Source organism: Acidovorax sp. 106, from assembly GCF_003663825.1.
Taxonomy (GTDB): Bacteria; Pseudomonadota; Gammaproteobacteria; order Burkholderiales; family Burkholderiaceae_C; genus Acidovorax.
The window spans coordinates 221,229-237,408 of the sequence record NZ_RCCC01000001.1; the positions used below are offsets into that span (position 1 = coordinate 221,229).

At 62.9% G+C, this 16,180-nt stretch carries 16 protein-coding genes and 2 tRNA genes; 10 read left to right on the forward strand and 8 right to left on the reverse strand.

The genetic code is table 11. The features are described 5' to 3' along the window. Positions 1–38: 38 nt before the first annotated feature. Positions 39–2,321, reverse strand: a complete 2,283-nt coding sequence (locus C8C98_RS00980) for an arginine/lysine/ornithine decarboxylase (RefSeq protein ID WP_121452772.1) — start codon at positions 2,319–2,321, stop codon at positions 39–41. 163 nt (positions 2,322–2,484) lie between these two features. Here C8C98_RS00980 and C8C98_RS00985 point away from each other — a divergent pair, with 163 nt between their 5' ends. The 5 genes from C8C98_RS00985 (at position 2,485) to galU (ending at position 8,136) form a co-directional block, all read left to right on the forward strand. Next, positions 2,485–2,910, forward strand: a complete 426-nt coding sequence (locus tag C8C98_RS00985) for an NfeD family protein (protein WP_121452773.1) — start codon at positions 2,485–2,487, stop codon at positions 2,908–2,910. 54 nt (positions 2,911–2,964) lie between these two features. Beyond that, positions 2,965–3,882: an SPFH domain-containing protein gene (locus tag C8C98_RS00990; protein WP_121452774.1), complete on the forward strand. Its 918-nt coding sequence runs from the start codon at positions 2,965–2,967 to the stop codon at positions 3,880–3,882. Positions 3,883–3,966: 84 nt separating this feature from the next. Then, positions 3,967–4,056 (forward strand) — tRNA-Ser (locus tag C8C98_RS00995). 227 nt (positions 4,057–4,283) lie between these two features. Next, positions 4,284–7,181 (forward strand): valine--tRNA ligase, encoded by a 2,898-nt coding sequence (locus C8C98_RS01000; RefSeq protein ID WP_121452775.1) that lies wholly within the window; start codon positions 4,284–4,286, stop codon positions 7,179–7,181. Between the two features lie 67 nt (positions 7,182–7,248). Then, positions 7,249–8,136 carry a UTP--glucose-1-phosphate uridylyltransferase GalU gene (galU, locus tag C8C98_RS01005; protein WP_121452776.1) on the forward strand — a complete coding sequence of 296 codons (888 nt, stop codon included), beginning with the start codon at positions 7,249–7,251 and terminating at the stop codon, positions 8,134–8,136. A gap of 110 nt (positions 8,137–8,246) precedes the next feature. Here galU and C8C98_RS01010 read toward each other — a convergent pair whose 3' ends face one another. The 3 genes from C8C98_RS01010 to cysM all read right to left on the reverse strand — a co-directional run bounded on the left by C8C98_RS01010 (position 8,247) and on the right by cysM (position 10,067). Then, positions 8,247–8,474: a sulfurtransferase TusA family protein gene (locus C8C98_RS01010; RefSeq protein ID WP_099656114.1), complete on the reverse strand. Its 228-nt coding sequence runs from the start codon at positions 8,472–8,474 to the stop codon at positions 8,247–8,249. A 5-nt stretch (positions 8,475–8,479) separates the two neighbouring features. Continuing rightward, a complete protein-coding gene (locus tag C8C98_RS01015; protein WP_121455946.1) occupies positions 8,480–9,049 on the reverse strand; it encodes an NUDIX domain-containing protein in 570 nt (189 codons plus the stop codon). Positions 9,050–9,164: 115 nt separating this feature from the next. Next, positions 9,165–10,067, reverse strand: a complete 903-nt coding sequence (cysM, locus tag C8C98_RS01020) for a cysteine synthase CysM (RefSeq protein WP_121452777.1) — start codon at positions 10,065–10,067, stop codon at positions 9,165–9,167. 41 nt (positions 10,068–10,108) lie between these two features. Here cysM and C8C98_RS01025 point away from each other — a divergent pair. The 3 genes from C8C98_RS01025 (at position 10,109) to C8C98_RS01035 (ending at position 11,347) form a co-directional block, all read left to right on the forward strand. Continuing rightward, positions 10,109–10,193: transfer RNA gene (locus C8C98_RS01025), tRNA-Leu, on the forward strand. A gap of 405 nt (positions 10,194–10,598) precedes the next feature. Then, positions 10,599–10,907, forward strand: coding sequence for a hypothetical protein (locus C8C98_RS01030; protein ID WP_121452778.1), 309 nt, complete (start codon positions 10,599–10,601; stop codon positions 10,905–10,907). 251 nt (positions 10,908–11,158) lie between these two features. After that, positions 11,159–11,347: a hypothetical protein gene (locus tag C8C98_RS01035; RefSeq protein WP_121452779.1), complete on the forward strand. Its 189-nt coding sequence runs from the start codon at positions 11,159–11,161 to the stop codon at positions 11,345–11,347. A gap of 125 nt (positions 11,348–11,472) precedes the next feature. On the opposite strand, the gene C8C98_RS01040 is transcribed toward C8C98_RS01035, so the two are convergent. The 4 genes from C8C98_RS01040 to C8C98_RS01055 form a co-directional block, all read right to left on the reverse strand. After that, positions 11,473–12,186: a hypothetical protein gene (locus tag C8C98_RS01040; protein WP_233574411.1), complete on the reverse strand. Its 714-nt coding sequence runs from the start codon at positions 12,184–12,186 to the stop codon at positions 11,473–11,475. Next, a complete protein-coding gene (locus C8C98_RS01045) occupies positions 12,183–13,199 on the reverse strand; it encodes an MlaD family protein (RefSeq protein WP_121452780.1) in 1,017 nt (338 codons plus the stop codon). Before C8C98_RS01045 ends, C8C98_RS01040 begins: the two co-directional genes overlap by 4 nt. A gap of 42 nt (positions 13,200–13,241) precedes the next feature. Further along, positions 13,242–14,042 (reverse strand): ABC transporter permease, encoded by an 801-nt coding sequence (locus C8C98_RS01050; protein WP_121455948.1) that lies wholly within the window; start codon positions 14,040–14,042, stop codon positions 13,242–13,244. 190 nt (positions 14,043–14,232) lie between these two features. Next, positions 14,233–14,706 carry a Cd(II)/Pb(II)-responsive transcriptional regulator gene (locus C8C98_RS01055; RefSeq protein WP_121452781.1) on the reverse strand — a complete coding sequence of 158 codons (474 nt, stop codon included), beginning with the start codon at positions 14,704–14,706 and terminating at the stop codon, positions 14,233–14,235. 287 nt (positions 14,707–14,993) lie between these two features. Between C8C98_RS01055 and C8C98_RS01060 the strand changes: the two genes are divergently transcribed. Both C8C98_RS01060 and C8C98_RS01065 read left to right on the forward strand, forming a co-directional pair. Next, on the forward strand, positions 14,994–15,629 hold the full coding sequence (locus tag C8C98_RS01060; RefSeq protein ID WP_121452782.1) for a YitT family protein: 636 nt from the start codon (positions 14,994–14,996) through the stop codon (positions 15,627–15,629). Positions 15,630–15,689: 60 nt separating this feature from the next. Further along, a complete protein-coding gene (locus tag C8C98_RS01065; RefSeq protein WP_121452783.1) occupies positions 15,690–16,172 on the forward strand; it encodes a hypothetical protein in 483 nt (160 codons plus the stop codon). Positions 16,173–16,180: the final 8 nt, after the last annotated feature.

A 16,180-nucleotide genomic window follows, 5' to 3' on the forward strand; every position in this document is an offset into this window, starting at 1 on the left:
GGCCCGGGGTGGCCCTTGAGGCAACGATCAGGCCGGAATCAAGATTTGGCCACGCAGTCCGCGTAGAAACGAACCTGCCCGTTCTCGTCTTCCACTTCCACCAGGCCGTGGATGTCGGTTTCAAAGCCGGGGCACAGCTTGGCAAATTCGCGGGCGAATTTGAGATAGTCCACGATCTTCTTGTTGAAAACTTCGCCAGGAATGAGCAGCGGAATGCCCGGTGGGTAAGGCGTGACCAGGCCCACGGTGATGCGGCCTTCCAGGTGGTCGATCTCCACGCGCTCGGTCTTGCGCTGGGCAATGTGGGCGTACGCATCCGAGGGCTTCATGGAAGGCGTCAGGTCCGACAGGTACATCTCGGTCGTCAGGCGCGCGATGTCGTACTTGGCGTACATCTCGTGCACGTGCTGGCACAGGTCCTTGAGGCCCATGCGCTCGTAGCGCTTGTGCTGCTGGCAGAACTCGGGAAGGATGCGCCACATAGGCTGGTTCTTCTCGTAGTCGTCCTTGAACTGCTGCAGCGCTGTCAGCAGCGTGTTCCAGCGGCCCTTGGTGATGCCGATGGTGAACATCACGAAGAAGCTGTACAGGCCCGTCTTCTCGACCACCACGCCGTGCTCGGCCAGGTACTTGGTGACGATGGAGGCGGGGATGCCCGTCTTGTCGAACTTGCCGTCCAGGTTCAGGCCCGGCGTGACGATGGTGGACTTGATCGGGTCCAGCATGTTGAAGCCGTCGGCCAACTGGCCAAAGCCGTGCCACTTGGCGCCCGCCTTCTTGCTCTTGCTATCGCTGCGGATGATCCAGTCTTCGGCGCGGCCCATGCCTTCGTCCACCAGCTTTTCTGGGCCCCAGACCTTGAACCACCAGTCGTTCTTACCGAAGTCATCTTCCACCTGGCGCATGGCGCGGCGGAAGTCCAGCGCTTCCAGAATGCTTTCTTCCACCAGCGCGGTGCCGCCGGGCGGCTCCATCATGGCCGCAGCCACGTCGCAGCTGGCAATGATGCTGTACTGCGGGCTGGTCGAGGTGTGCATCAGATAGGCCTCGTTGAACAAGGGCCGGTCGAGCTTCACGGTTTGCGAGTCCTGCACCAGCACGTGCGATGCCTGGCTGATGCCGGCGAGCAGCTTGTGGATGGACTGCGTGGCGTATGTCACCGAGTGCTTGGGCCGCGTGCGCTTCTTGCCCATGGCGTGGTAGGTGCCATAAAACGGGTGGAACGCCGCGTGCGGCAGCCAGGCTTCGTCAAAGTGCAGGTTGTCCACGTAGCCATCGAGCATGCCCTTGATGGTCTCGGTGTTGTAGAGCACGCCGTCGTAGGTGGACTGGGTCAGCGTCAGTACGCGGGGCTTGACCTTTTTGGCATCCACGCCCTTGAGCAGCGGGTTGGCCTTGATCTTGGCCTGGATGGCGGCGGGCTCGAACTCGCTTTGCGGGATGGGCCCAATGATGCCGAAATGGTTGCGCGTGGGCTTCATGAACACCGGGATGGCCCCGGTCATGATGATGCTGTGCAGGATGGACTTGTGGCAGTTGCGGTCTACCACCACCACATCGCCGGGCGCCACGGTGTGGTGCCACACCATCTTGTTCGATGTGGATGTGCCGTTGGTCACGAAGAAGCAGTGGTCGGCATTGAAGATGCGCGCGGCGTTGCGCTCAGATTCGCCGATGGCGCCGTTGTGGTCCAGCAGCTGGCCCAGTTCTTCCACCGCGTTGCACACGTCGGCGCGCAGCATGTTCTCGCCATAGAACTGGTGGTACATCTGGCCCACAGGGCTCTTCAAAAACGCCACGCCACCGGAGTGGCCTGGGCAGTGCCAGCTGTACGAGCCGTCTTCGGCATAGTCGAGCAGCGCTTTGAAGAACGGTGGCTGTACGCCTTCGAGGTAGCTCTTGGCCTCGCGAATGATGTGGCGCGCCACGAATTCGGGGGTGTCCTCGAACATGTGGATGAAGCCGTGCAGCTCGCGCAGGATGTCGTTGGGCAGGTGGCGGCTGGTCTTGGTCTCGCCGTGCACATAGATGGGCACTTCAGTGTTCTTGCGGCGCACTTCACCAATGAAATTGCGCAGGCTCAGCACGATGGGGTCAAGCCCGTCGCCACCCGAGAATTCCTCATCGTCGATGGACAAGATGAACGCACTGGCGCGGCTTTGCTGCTGCGCAAACTGCGACAGGTCACCATAGCTGGTCACCCCCACCACCTCGAAGCCCTCAGCCTCGATGGCCTGCGCCAACGCGCGAATGCCGAGACCCGAAGTGTTCTCGGAACGATAGTCTTCATCGATGATGATGATGGGAAAGCGAAACTTCATGCGCAGCCTCCAAGGAGCCGTGGCCTGCCCGGCCAAAAAACGAAATAGGCGCGAAGTGTAAGGAATAACCGTGACACGCCTTGGAAGTGCCATTCTTTTGACCCAGAATGTGGTGCACTAAACACATCACACAGGCGCGTGCCACCGCACGCAAGGAGGCTGTATGGCGGAATCCACCCTCTGGTGGCTATTGGCCGGGGGAATTGTGGCGGCAGAACTGCTCACCGGCACCTTCTATTTGCTCATGCTGGCCTTGGGCGTGGCCGCTGCAGCCATCGCGGCCCACCTGGGCATGGCCACCACGCTGCAAATAGTGACGGCCGCCGTGGTGGGCGGAGGATCGGTCATCGGCTGGCATGCCGTGCGGCGCAAGCGCCCCGGCGACCCATCTGCCCGCGCCGACCGCAGCGTGAACCTGGATGTGGGCGAAACCATTCTGATCGACCACTGGAACCCCGACGGCACCGCCAGCGTGAAGTACCGCGGCGCCACCTGGACGGCCATCCACCGCACAGGCGTGCAGCCCGCCACGGGCATGCACCGGGTGGCCGAACTGGTCGGCAACCGCTTGCTGGTGGACCCGATCTGAACGCGATTTGTCTGGCTTCCCCTTTTTTATTCAACCGCAAACCAAAGGCTTCTCATGGAAATTGCCATCGTCCTCCTGATCATTGCGGTGATCTTCATCGCCCGCTCCGTCAAGGTCGTGCCCCAACAAAACGCCTGGGTCAAAGAGCGCCTGGGCAAGTACGCAGGCACCCTCACCCCGGGCCTGAACTTTCTGGTGCCGTTCGTGGACCGCGTCGCCTACAAGCACAGCCTCAAAGAAATTCCGCTCGATGTGCCCAGCCAGGTGTGCATCACCCGCGACAACACGCAGCTGCAGGTGGATGGCATCCTGTACTTTCAGGTCACCGACCCCATGCGCGCCAGCTACGGCTCCAGCAACTACATCATGGCCGTGACCCAGTTGGCGCAGACCTCGCTGCGCTCAGTCATCGGCAAGCTGGAACTGGACAAGACCTTTGAAGAGCGCGACATCATCAATGCACAAATCGTGCAGGCCATTGACGAAGCGGCACTCAACTGGGGCGTGAAGGTGCTGCGCTACGAAATCAAAGACCTGACCCCACCGAAAGAAATCCTGCACGCGATGCAGGCCCAGATCACTGCAGAACGCGAAAAGCGCGCGTTGATTGCAGCCTCTGAAGGCCGCCGCCAAGAGCAGATCAACATCGCCACCGGCGAGCGCGAAGCCTTCATTGCCCGCTCAGAAGGCGAAAAGCAAGCGGCCATCAACAAGGCCCAGGGCGAAGCCGCCTCCATCACCGCCGTGGCCGAAGCCACCGCCCACGCCATTGAACGCGTGGCCGCCGCCATCCGCCAGCCCGGCGGCGAGCAGGCGGTGCAACTCAAAGTGGCGGAGAAAGCCGTCGAGGCCTACAGCCAAGTCGCATCGGACGCGACCACCACCCTCATCGTGCCCAGCAACATGACCGAGGTCTCTGCCTTGATCGGGTCTGCCATGAAGATGGTGCAGACCACGCAGCGCGGCCAGTGAACGACAGGCCCACCCGGGGCGCCCGAAAGAAATTCACACAGTTCAAACGCAACCCGTAAAAGCAATGCTATAGTAGCGGGCTTCGGAGAGGTGGATGAGCGGTTTAAGTCGCACGCCTGGAAAGCGTGTGTGGGCTAATCCCCACCGCGGGTTCGAATCCCGCCCTCTCCGCCATATGCAAGCCCAAGTGGTTCCACCACTTGGGCTTTTTGCATTGGGCAGTCCGTTTGCCTTGAGGCATCCAGGCCATATAGAGCATGCCCGGCGATATCGGTAACCCTCTGGCACAGACACAAATGTAGCTGTGGCCGAAGCCACTCGGCCCTGCCTTAAAATGCCCGGCTCACCCTCTTGTCTGTCGAGGCGCCCCAGCGGCGGCCTCCTGCAACACAACACCATCCATGAGCACGCCCCTGCAACAACCCGGCCTCGAAAGCCTGTCCAAGTCCTTTGAACCCGCTGCGCTGGAAGCCCACTGGGGGCCCGAATGGGAAAAGCGCGGGTATGGCGCCGCAGGCCACCGTGGCACGGGCGCGCCGCAGGCGGGCGAGCCAGCGTTCTCCATCCAGCTGCCGCCCCCCAACGTGACGGGCACGCTGCACATGGGCCATGCGTTCAACCAGACGATCATGGACAGCCTCACGCGCTACCACCGCATGAAGGGCTTCAACACCGTGTGGGTGCCGGGCACCGACCACGCAGGCATTGCCACGCAGATCGTGGTGGAACGCCAGTTGCAGGAACAAGGCATCAGCCGCTACGACATGGGCCCCACCCCGCCCGAGGCGCGCAAAAACTTTGTGAGCAAGGTGTGGGAGTGGAAGGAAAAGTCCGGCAACACCATCACCACGCAAATGCGCCGCATGGGCGACAGCGTGGACTGGAGCCGCGAATACTTCACCATGGATGACAAGCTCTCCAAGGTGGTGACCGACACCTTCGTGAAGCTGTACGAGCAAGGCCTGATCTACCGTGGCAAGCGCCTGGTGAACTGGGACCCGAAGCTGCAGTCCGCCGTGTCCGACCTGGAAGTCGAGAGCGAAGAAAAAGACGGCTCGCTGTGGCACATCGCCTACCCGCTGGCCGATGGATCGGGCAGCCTGACCGTGGCCACCACCCGGCCTGAGACCATCCTGGGCGACGTGGCGCTGATGGTGCACCCTGAGGATGAGCGCTATCGCGCTCTTGTCGGCAAGATGGTCAACCTGCCGCTGTGCGACCGCCAGATCCCGGTGATCGCGGATGACTACGTGGACAAGGAATTCGGCACCGGCGTGGTGAAGGTGACCCCCGCACACGACCAGAACGACTACGCCGTGGGCCAGCGCCACAAGCTACCCATGATCTGTGTGCTGACGCTGCAAGCCACCGTCAACGAGAACGCGCCCGTTAAGTACCAAGGCATGGACCGCTTCGTGGCCCGCAAGGCCGTGGTGGCCGATCTGGAAGCCATCGGCGCGCTGGTCGAGGTGAAAAAGCACAAGCTCATGGTGCCCATCTGCACCCGCACCGGCCAGGTGATCGAGCCCATGCTGACGGACCAATGGTTTGTGGCGATGAGCAAGGTGAGCGACCAAGACCCCACCGGCAAGAGCATTGCGCAAAAGGCCATAGACGCCGTGGCCAGCGGCGAGGTGACCTTTGTGCCTGAGAACTGGGTGAACACCTACAACCAGTGGATGAACAACATCCAGGACTGGTGCATCAGCCGCCAGCTGTGGTGGGGCCACCAGATCCCGGCCTGGTACGACGAAGAAGGCAACGTGATCGTGGCCCGCGACGAAGCTGAAGCCCAGGCCAAGGCGCCGGGCAAAACGCTGCGCCGCGACGAGGATGTGCTGGACACCTGGTACTCCTCGGCCCTCGTGCCCTTCAGCACCATGGGCTGGCCCGAACAGGGCGATGCGCCCACCGACGACTTCAACCTGTACCTGCCCAGCACCGTGCTGGTCACGGGCTACGACATCATCTTCTTCTGGGTCGCCCGGATGATCATGATGACCACGCACTTCACGGGCCGCGTGCCGTTCAAGCACGTGTACATCCACGGCCTGGTGCGCGACGCGCAGGGCAAGAAGATGTCCAAGTCCGAAGGCAACGTGCTCGACCCCGTGGACCTGATCGACGGCATTGCGCTGGAGCCCCTGCTCGACAAGCGCACCACCGGCCTGCGCAAGCCTGAGACAGCGCCCACCGTGCGCAAGAACACGCAAAAAGAATTCCCTGAGGGCATTCCGGCCTATGGCGCCGATGCGCTGCGCTTCACGTTTGCCGCACTGGCATCGCTGGGCCGCAGCATCAACTTTGACAGCAAGCGCTGCGAGGGCTACCGCAACTTCTGCAACAAGCTCTGGAACGCCAGCCGCTTTGTACTGATGAACTGCGAAGGCCAGGACTGCGGCCTGAAGGAGCACACCAAGGAAGAATGCCAGCCCGGCGGCCCCGCCCACGGCTACATGCACTTCAGCCAAGCCGACCGCTGGATCGCCTCGCTACTGCAAAAGACCGAGGCTGAGGTGGCCAAGGGCTTTGCCGAGTACCGCCTGGACAACGTGGCCAACACCATCTACGACTTTGTCTGGAACGAGTACTGCGACTGGTACCTGGAGATCGCCAAGGTGCAGATCCAAAATGGTACCGAGGCCGAGCAGCGCGCCACGCGCCGCACACTGATCCGCACACTGGAAGCCATCCTGCGCCTGGCCCACCCGATCATCCCGTTCATCACCGAAGCGCTGTGGCAAACGGTGGCGCCCGTGGCCGGGTTGAAGGGCGAGTCGGTCAGCATCGCCTGCTACCCCCAGGCGCAGCCTGAGAAGATCGACGAAGCCGCGATTGCCCACATGGGCCGCGTCAAGGGCTTGGTAGACGCCTGCCGCGCGCTGCGTGGCGAGATGAATGTGTCGCCGTCAACACGCTTGCCGCTATACACAGTGGGCGATACTGACTTCATGCGTGGCGTAGCGCCCGTGCTGCAGGCCCTGGCTAAGCTCAGTGAAGTCAAGGTGTTTGACGACGAGGCCGCCTGGGCTGCCGCCGCACAGGCCGCGCCCGTGGCCGTGGTGGGCGAAGCCCGCATGTGCCTGTACATGGAAATTGACGTGGCGGCCGAGAAAGCGCGTTTGTCCAAGGAAATCGCACGCATTGACGGCGAAGTCACCAAGGCCAACAACAAGCTCTCGAACGAAGCGTTTGTGGCCAAGGCACCGCCCGCCGTGATCGACCAGGAGAAAAAGCGCATCGCCGACTTTGGCGCCACGCTGACCCGTTTGCGCGATCAATTGACCCGCCTGGGATGATTCCCCCTGGCACACCCGCTCAATCTCTCACTGTTTTTTGCACGCATTCCACTCTTTCAGGAGCCCCATGACTGCTGTATCCGCTATCCGCAAAGCTGTTTTCCCAGTCGCTGGCCTGGGCACACGCTTCCTGCCCGCCACCAAAGCCAGCCCCAAGGAAATGCTGCCCGTGGTGGACAAGCCGCTCATCCAGTACGCCGTGGAAGAGGCCTATGCCGCTGGCATTCGCCACATGATCTTCGTGACGGGCCGCAGCAAGCGCGCCATCGAAGACCACTTTGACACCGCGTACGAGCTGGAAGCTGAGCTGGAAACAGCGGGCAAAAAAGAGCTGCTGGCGCTGGTGCGCTCCATTCAGCCGGACGACATGGACTGCGCCTTTGTGCGCCAGCCCCGCTCGCTGGGCCTGGGGCATGCCGTGCTGTGCGCCGAGCCGCTGGTGGGCAATGAACCCTTTGCCGTGCTGCTGGCCGATGACCTGATGGTGGGCCCTGAGGGTGGCCAACCCGTGCTGGCCCAGATGGCAGCCGCTTTCCGCCAACAAGGGCGCTCGGTGATTGCGGTGCAAGAAGTGCCCGAAGACCAGGTACACCGCTACGGCATCGTGGCGGGCGAGCCTGCCGGTGGCCCGCTGATTCGCATCAACCGCATTGTGGAGAAGCCCAAGGCCGACGTCGCCCCATCGCGCATGGGTGTGGCGGGGCGCTACATCCTCACGCCCGGTGTGTTTGATGAAATCCGCAACCAGCCACGCGGCGTGGGCGGAGAAATCCAGCTCACCGACGGCATCGCACGCTTGATGCAAAACGAGGCCGTGTACGCCTTTCAGTACGAAGGCAAGCGCTACGACTGCGGCAGCAAGGAAGGCTTTTTAGAAGCTACCGTGGAGTTGGCTTTGCAACACCCCCAAGTGGGTGATGCCTTCCGCAACTACCTCAAGGGTTTATCGCTGTAATCAGCGCCAAGGCGGGGCGCCCTGCCCCGCCCTCCATAGCATAGGGGCTACTGCATGGGCCTCCCTATCCCACCTAGCTCACAGGCTGGACCCACCTGCAAGCCGCCCGTTCAGCGGCGGCGCAGGATGTGAATGAACTCCTCACCCACCGTCTGCTGCTCCACCAGCTCATTGCCCGTTTGCCGAGCGAAAGCCTGAAAGTCGCGCAGCGAGCCCACATCGGTGGCCAGCACCTTGAGCAACTGGCCGCTGGCCATGTCTGCCAGGGCCTTCTTGGCCTTCAGGATGGGGAGAGGGCAATTCAGGCCCCGGGTGTCGATTTCTTTGTGGGTTTCCATGGTCTTCAATCCTTAGGCGGCAGGCCCAGCCCGCGGCGTCGCTCTGCGTTCTCTTCTTCTGTAAAAAATACGGGCTCATGCCCCCGCGTGCGCAGCCAGTCGGCCAGCGCATACCCGGTGCCCGCAGGCCAGCACTTGAGGTCTGCCAGATCATAGAGCCGGTAGTCCACCAGCTCGGGCGACAAACGCACCTCGCCTTGCGCCACCACATGGTAGGCAATGATGATCTGGTTCATGCGCAAAAACTCATAGGCCCCCACCAACGTGGCAGACTGCACATCAAGGTTGGTCTCTTCCTTCACCTCTCGCGCAATGCCCTCTTGCGGCGATTCACCCGCCTCCATGAAGCCCGTGATCAGCGCAAACATCTTTTCGGGCCAGGCCGCGTTGCGGGCCAACAGCACCTGACCGCCCACCTCCACAATCGCCGCCAGCACAGGCGTGGGGTTGTTCCAATGCGTCCAGCCGCAAGCGGGGCAACGCAGCCGCGCCTTGTCGCCGCCATCTTCCGCCTGCGTGATCCAGGCCAGCGGCGTGCCGCAGTGGGTGCAATGTCGAACTTCGTACTGCGCCATGAAATGCTTCCAAAACAATAGCTGCTTGCGCTTGCTCAGCAAGCGCTAGAGGCCAATTTCATTCAAAACAACCCCACTCAAGGGCTCTGCAATGCACTGCCCCGCAAACGCCAGCTCAAGCAGGAAACACGCCGGTAGACAGGTAGCGGTCACCCCGGTCGCACACAATGAAAACCACCGTAGCGTTGTGTTCGCGCTGGGCAATTTGCTGGGCCACCCAGCAAGCTCCTGCCGCAGAAATGCCTGCAAAAATCCCCTCTTCGCGGGCCAGGCGGCGGCACATCTCTTCGGCGTCGTCCTGGCTCACAGACACCAGCTCGTCCACGGTGCTCGGGTCGTAAATCTTGGGCATGTACTCTTGCGGCCACTTGCGAATGCCCGGGATGCGCGAACCTTCTTGCGGCTGCGCCCCCACGATCTGGATGCCAGGGTTCTTTTCTTTCAAAAAGCGCGAAACCCCCGTGATGGTGCCCGTGGTGCCCATCGCGCTCACGAAGTGCGTGATGCGCCCGCCCGTCTGCTCCCAAATCTCGGGGCCTGTGGTTTCGTAGTGCACGCGCGGGTTGTCGGCATTGCCAAACTGGTCCAGCACCTTGCCCTCACCACGCTTTTGCATGGCCTCGGCCAAATCACGTGCGTGCTCCATGCCACCGCTCTTGGGCGTCAGCACCAGCTCGGCACCAAACGCCTTCATGGTCTGCGCACGCTCAATCGACAAATCCTCCGGCATCACCAACACCATGCGATAGCCCTTGATGGCCGCAGCCATCGCCAGTGCAATGCCTGTGTTGCCAGAAGTCGCTTCGATCAGGGTGTCGCCAGGGCGAATGTCTCCACGCTCTTCAGCGCGGCGGATCATGGACAGCGCAGGCCGGTCCTTCACCGAACCGGCGGGGTTGTTGCCTTCCAGCTTGCCCAGAATCACATTGCCGCGCGCGGCGTTGTCCTGGGCACCAATGCGCTGCAGCGCGACCAGTGGCGTGTTGCCAACCGCTTGTTCGATAGTTTGGTAATTCATGGTCACTACTGTGCCATAATTTGCGTCTTCACAAATTACCCGCCCGGGTGGTGAAATTGGTAGACGCAGGGGACTCAAAATCCCCCGCCGCAAGGCGTGCCGGTTCGATTCCGGCCCCGGGCACCATAGACAAGGCCGGAAGCTTCCACAAGCTTCCGGCCTTTTTTATTTCTACTTTGAAATCAGCATCTTAGCGGTCCATCACCGTCCAAACCAGTCCACCCCCCATCCGAGAAAATTGGGGGCACATTTGGGGGCACATTTTTAAAATGTGGGGGCACATCGTGTAAGAGCTCAGGCCCAAAGCATGCGCCCACACAGCAGGGCCACAGCGCAACCAGCAAAACACTCCGTCGCAGCGCTCCTGGACTACCGCGGACAGGCAAAGCTTCCACAAGCTTCCAGCCTTTTTCTTTTTCAGCGTCCACAACAATCCATCCCCAAATCCGCCAAATACGCCAAACACGCAGCCCTCGCTCCGCACCCCAAAATACTGTATATTTAAACAGTATTTAAAACCAGGAGCCCGGCATGGAAGTGATTGACACCCTGTACACCGTCACCCTGCGTGACTACCCCGATGATGTGCCCGCCAAAGCAGTTGCTGCGGCAGAAGCACGCTACACCAAAGCGCTGGAAAACGCGCTGGGCGGGCCCGAGCAGGTGGCCGCTGCCCTGGACACCATGGGAGACCTGGAAGGCGCCAGCGCTGACGAAATCTCCAAGGCCGACATGGAACTGGCTGCGCGCTGGGCCAAAGCCTGCAGCGCAGCCCGCCAAGCCGGGTTTCGGGATTTGGGGGAAGCAGAAGGCATGTACTTTGACGTACAGACCTCCTAAAGCAAACACCGCCTCCTCTGCCAGATGGCGTGCACGACACAACTGGTCACAAACTGCACGCCAGATAAGCACTTGTCTTACAGACGGAACTGGGTAGGTTTGGTGGAATCTCATCCACTGGCCATTGAGGCTGGCGCGGGGTGAGCCATTGCGGCCCCCGCACCTTTGAATTGCGCAAGAGCGGTCCGTTTCATCCGGCAGCGATGCCGCCATGCTTGGATTAACCGCACTCCCCTGAAAGGAGCTATGCCATGACACTTCATCACCTCTCTCCGCAAACGGCTGCCGTGCTTGCGTTCCTCATCACGGTGGCCTTGGCCGTGGCGGCCGCGCTGGTGGGCGCCATGCCAGAGTGGGTGGCGCAATCTGCGGATTCGCTACCCTTACTGCCCGCGCAGTGGGACACATTGTTACCGCTGGAAGCGTCTGCCTCGCACTGACAACCGGAGACTGGGAGTGCAGCGTGCAATGGATGTGCAATAGCCTGGCCCGCTCAAGCCCAGCGCAGCATAGGTCTGTGCACCCCTCGCAGCCCGGCCCTACCGCCGTCGATTCAAAGCAACGCTCAGGGCGCAACCACTGCCAAGCGCCTGCGCGCACGGGCTGCAGTGTCCACATCGCCCGCAGCTTGCGCCTGATCGGCCTGCACGGTCAGCCAGGCGATCAGCGGGCGGCGCCAACCTTGGGCTGATGCGGTGTCTACCGCCTGCGCAACCACCGCAGGCCCCGCCTGCCCGGCCTGGAACAACGCCGCCGCCCCCACCAAGCGAGACAAAGGATCTTCCATCGCACCCAGCATGGCAGCCGCATCGCCACCGCTGGCGGTGCCTGCAAGGTGCTGCGCCACGGCACGCTGGGGTGTCGGCAGCAAGGCGATCTGCGCAGCCGTCAAACGCTGGGCTTGCAAAAAGTCGGCATAGGCCAATTCCAGCGCTGCGGCATCTGGGCGCAGGGCCTCAAAGCCTGCACAGGGCCCGGCCAAGGCCAGGCTGGCCGATTGGGCGGCGCACCGCAGCAGCTCAGCACGGGCCAGCAGGTCGGCCCGGCCGGTGCTGGCCAGTGCCTGGCGAGCACGCTCCCACTCTTGCGCTTCGACGCGCGCCTGACCGGTCAGGTAGGCATTCAGGGCTTTTTGGGTGGCGGCGTGGGCATTCATCTGCCAGTCGGGCACAGGGGGCTGGCTGGAGCACGCAGCCAGCACCGCGCAAGCCAATAGCCAAGGCCACCGGGCGCCGCGCAAGGCCCGGTGGCGCCATCCGGTGTGGTGTGCAAAGCTCATGGCAGCTTGATCTCCGTGTCGCGCGCAAACGGCCATTTGCGCTGGATATCGTTGACGAGGCCTTCCACCCGGCGCAAGTTGCTTTCCACCTCGGCGCGCAGCGCGCCCAGGTCGGTGGTGGCTTCGCGGGCGTTGGCCCCGATGGCCTGGGCCTCGACCAGTACCGCATCCACCTTCTTGAGGCTGGTGCGCGTGTCGGCCAACAAGCCATTGAGTTGCGCCACCGTAGCGCGCAGGTCAGGCACCAGGGCATCTTTGCCGTTCTCGCCAAACACCTGCCGGTCGGCCTGCTTGGCCAGCCCGTCCAGCCGCGCCAGCAGGGTGTTGGTGCGCTCCAGCGTCGCGAGGATTTTCTTGGCATCGGCCTCGTTGCCCATCAGCACGCCCAGGGCGCCGCTGGGGCCGTTCAGCCGCTGGGTGAGCGCCTGCACGTTGGCCAGGCTGCTGCCCAGGGCTGCGTCCTGTGCCGTCAGGGCATTGACGTTGCCCAGCAGTTCGCGGGCTGATGCCATCAGTTGCGGGATTTCTGCGGTGGCATCGCCGCGCAGCACGGGGCGCGTGGCGCCATCGGGCAGCAAGGGGTCGGTGAGGATGCCACTGTAGGCCCGGATGTTGGTGGCGCCCACCACCCCGCGCACCAGGGTGAACACGCTGGACTCGCGCAGCCAGTGGGCGTCCTTGCGGGGCACGTCCACGATGATGCGGACGTTGCCGGTTTCGGCCAGCTCAATGCGACGCACGCGCCCGATGGGAAAGCCCGAAAACGTCATGTCCATGCCCACCACCACGCCCTCTGAATCATCGGCGGTGAGCACCAGGGTTTGCGTAGGCTCGAAGGCACCCCGGGCATACAGCAGGTACAAGCCAGACCCGGCAATCAACAGCACGGTGAAGAGCAACAGCGCCGCCGCTTTGAGCTCCAGGTAAGCCACGGGCCGCAGGGCCTCCACCGGGGCAACGCCGGGCTCCTGTGGCGGCGCATTGGAGGGGGATGGGGATGATGGAAGGTTCATGGCATCAGAAACAGGGGTTGGGCCAGCGCACGCACATGGCCATCAGTAATAGTTGCCCACCAAGGAACCCACCTCGATGAGCAGCAACACCGCAAACATGCGCGCCAGTCCGCCCAGCTCTGAGTCGCTCTGGGCCCGCTCGCCCGTGTCATGCAGCCCAGCGGCCATGGGGATGAGCGCCACGGCCAGGCTGAACAGCAAGGTCTTGATCACAAACACCAGTGTGACGGCAGGTGCAAACACCTGGCCAAACATGCGCGTGTAGCTGGGCAGGCCCGCCAGGCTGAAGCCGTACACCCCCAGGTAAGCCAGCACCAGCGCCACCACGCAGCTGAGGGCGGCCAGGGTGACGCAAGCAAACACGCCCGCCACGGCACGCGGCAGCAGCTCCACCCGCACCGGGTCTGCCCCCAGGCGGCGCAGTTGGTCAAGCCGGCCTGATTGGCGCAGCAGCGCCAGTTGCGTGCCGTTGGGGATGGTGCAGCGCATGGCCACAAAGAGCGCGGCCGTGAGCGGGATCAGCTCCAGCACCAGCACGCGGATCACCATCTCCAGCGCGTAACGCGACAAACCATAGCTGAGCGCAGTGACCACCACAATGCGCGTGAGCACCAGGCTGATGAGCGCCGCCAACACCGTGAAGCCCAGCAGCACCGGGGCCGTGTCCAAGTACAGATGGCGCGCCAGGGCTCGGCGCGTGCCCCTCACATAGCTGGACGGCGACAACACCAGCACCAGCACCACCGCCCCCAGGTACAGAATGCGCCACCACGCCAGCGCCCAGCGTCGCACCACGGTCCAAACACGTTCGGGCAAGGAGAGGCCGGGCCAGTGCGAAATCATGGCCGGATCATAGCGGGGCAGTGTGGACACGCCCTTGTGCGCCCGACCCAGCACATTGCAAGCCTTTTAAGCCGCTAGCGCTAGCAGATAAAGCGCTAGCAGCTATCAAATAAGTAGCAAATTTACCCCACCATTCCAGGACAGCGAAACATATGCTCACAGCCGCCCAGGCTTGCTGCCCCCCCCCCGTTCAGACATGGCGCTTGCCCGGCGCTGTGCCAGCATGGGCGGCGAGGGTGTCAGGCATCTGGGCATCGGCGCGCTGGTGCAGGGCTTCGATGATGTGGCACTGCGCGTCGGTGCCATCGCAGCGACTGCGCAGGGCCAGCAAATCAGCCTCCAGGGCTTGCAACTCTGCCAGCCGGGTGCGCACATGTTGCAGGTGCTCGTCCAGCGTGTCGCAGGCGGCATGGCAGTCTTCCTTGCGGCCCCAGTCCAGTGCCAGCAGGGTACGCACCTCGTCCAGCGACATGTCCATGGCGCGGCACAAGCGGATGAAGCGCAGGCGGTGCACATCGCCCGCGCTGTAAAGGCGGTAGCTGTTATCGCTGCGGGCGCCGGGCGGCAGCAAGCCTTCTTTTTCGTAGTACCGGATATTGGCGGCCGACACGCCAGACTGCCGGGCGGCCTCTCCAATGCGATGCAATGCCAGCGACTGCGCCATAGAGCCATGCCTTTGAGTGACTTGAAGGTTTTCATCATGCCATCGCGGCAAGCCGCCTGACTGGCCCCAGGATCTCTGCACGCTCGAACATAAAGATTCTTTGATAAAAACTGCCTCTAGCGCTTTAGAATAAAGCGCTACCAGCTATTTAATTGATAGCAATCAGAGCGCAAACCTGAAAAGCCCCTGGCCCACCCAACGCCAGCGCCCCTTCGCTTCTTGACCCACAGCAAGCCCAGGCACAAGGCTTGCATGCTCCAATCCAGCCTTCTCTTTCTTTTGCCGCCATGTCCCGCTCCACTGCTGCCCCCGTCACGCCACCGCCTGTTGCGGTGCCCCACTCGTTGACCGAAGACGCCATGGCCATCTTCACCGGCGTGCTGCTGATTTCGGTGGGCGTGGCGTTTTTCACCAGCGCGGGTTTGCTGACGGGCGGCACCGCCGGGCTGGCGTTTTTGCTGCACTACGCCACGGGCATTGGCTTCGGCAAGATTTTCTTTGTGGTGAACCTGCCCTTTTACTGGCTGGCCCTGCGCAAGCTGGGCCGGGCCTTCACCGTCAAAACCTTCATCGCCGTGCTGCTGCTGTCGCTGCTGACCGAGCTGCAGTCGCAGTTTCTGCAATTTGCCCAATTGCAGCCGTTGTACGCCGCCATTGCGGGCGGGCTGATCACGGGCACCGGATTTTTGGTGCTGTTTCGCCACCGCTGCAGCCTGGGGGGCGTGGGCATTTTGGCGCTGTACCTGCAAGACCGTTACGGCTGGCGCGCAGGCAAGGTGCAGATGGCCGTGGACTGCTGCATCGTGCTGCTGGCCCTGTGGACGGTGGAGCCCCTGCGCGTGGCCTGGTCCATTGCCGGGGCCGTGGCGCTGAACCTGGTGCTGGCCATGAACCACCGGCCCGGCCGCTACATGGCGACCTGAGAGCGGATCAAAAAGGCTGCGCTGCGGAACCAACCCCACCGCCGCCGTATCATTCAACCCATGCGCCGCGCCCTGTCCCTGTTGCTGATCACCTTTCTGGTCCTGCGTGGCCTGGTGGGCACAGCCATGGCAGCGGGCATGTTGCCCCCGGTGGCCGTGGCCCACAGCAATGCGATGGGCGCACAGATGGGCGAAGCGGCCCACGGCGGCCCACATGCCGAGGCAGCACATCCCAGCGGCCACCACGGTGCGATGGACCACACGGCTGCGCAGGCAGCCCATTGCGGCGATAGTGAAGAGGGCGAGGGGCACGGTCACTCTCACTGCGCATCCACAGCAGCAGCCACACCCGCCCCCACATCGACCTGTGCCGACGGCCACGGCAGCACCTGCACCGTGTGTGAAATCTGCCATGCCACCATGGTGCTGCCTGCGGCCCCACCTGCCGCACAAAGCCCTGCGCCCACGGCCGCCATTGCGCGCGCCGTGCGCGCACCCGCCAACGCCCCCGTAGCGCTGGCCCACAAGCCTCCCATCGCCTGAACTCAAAG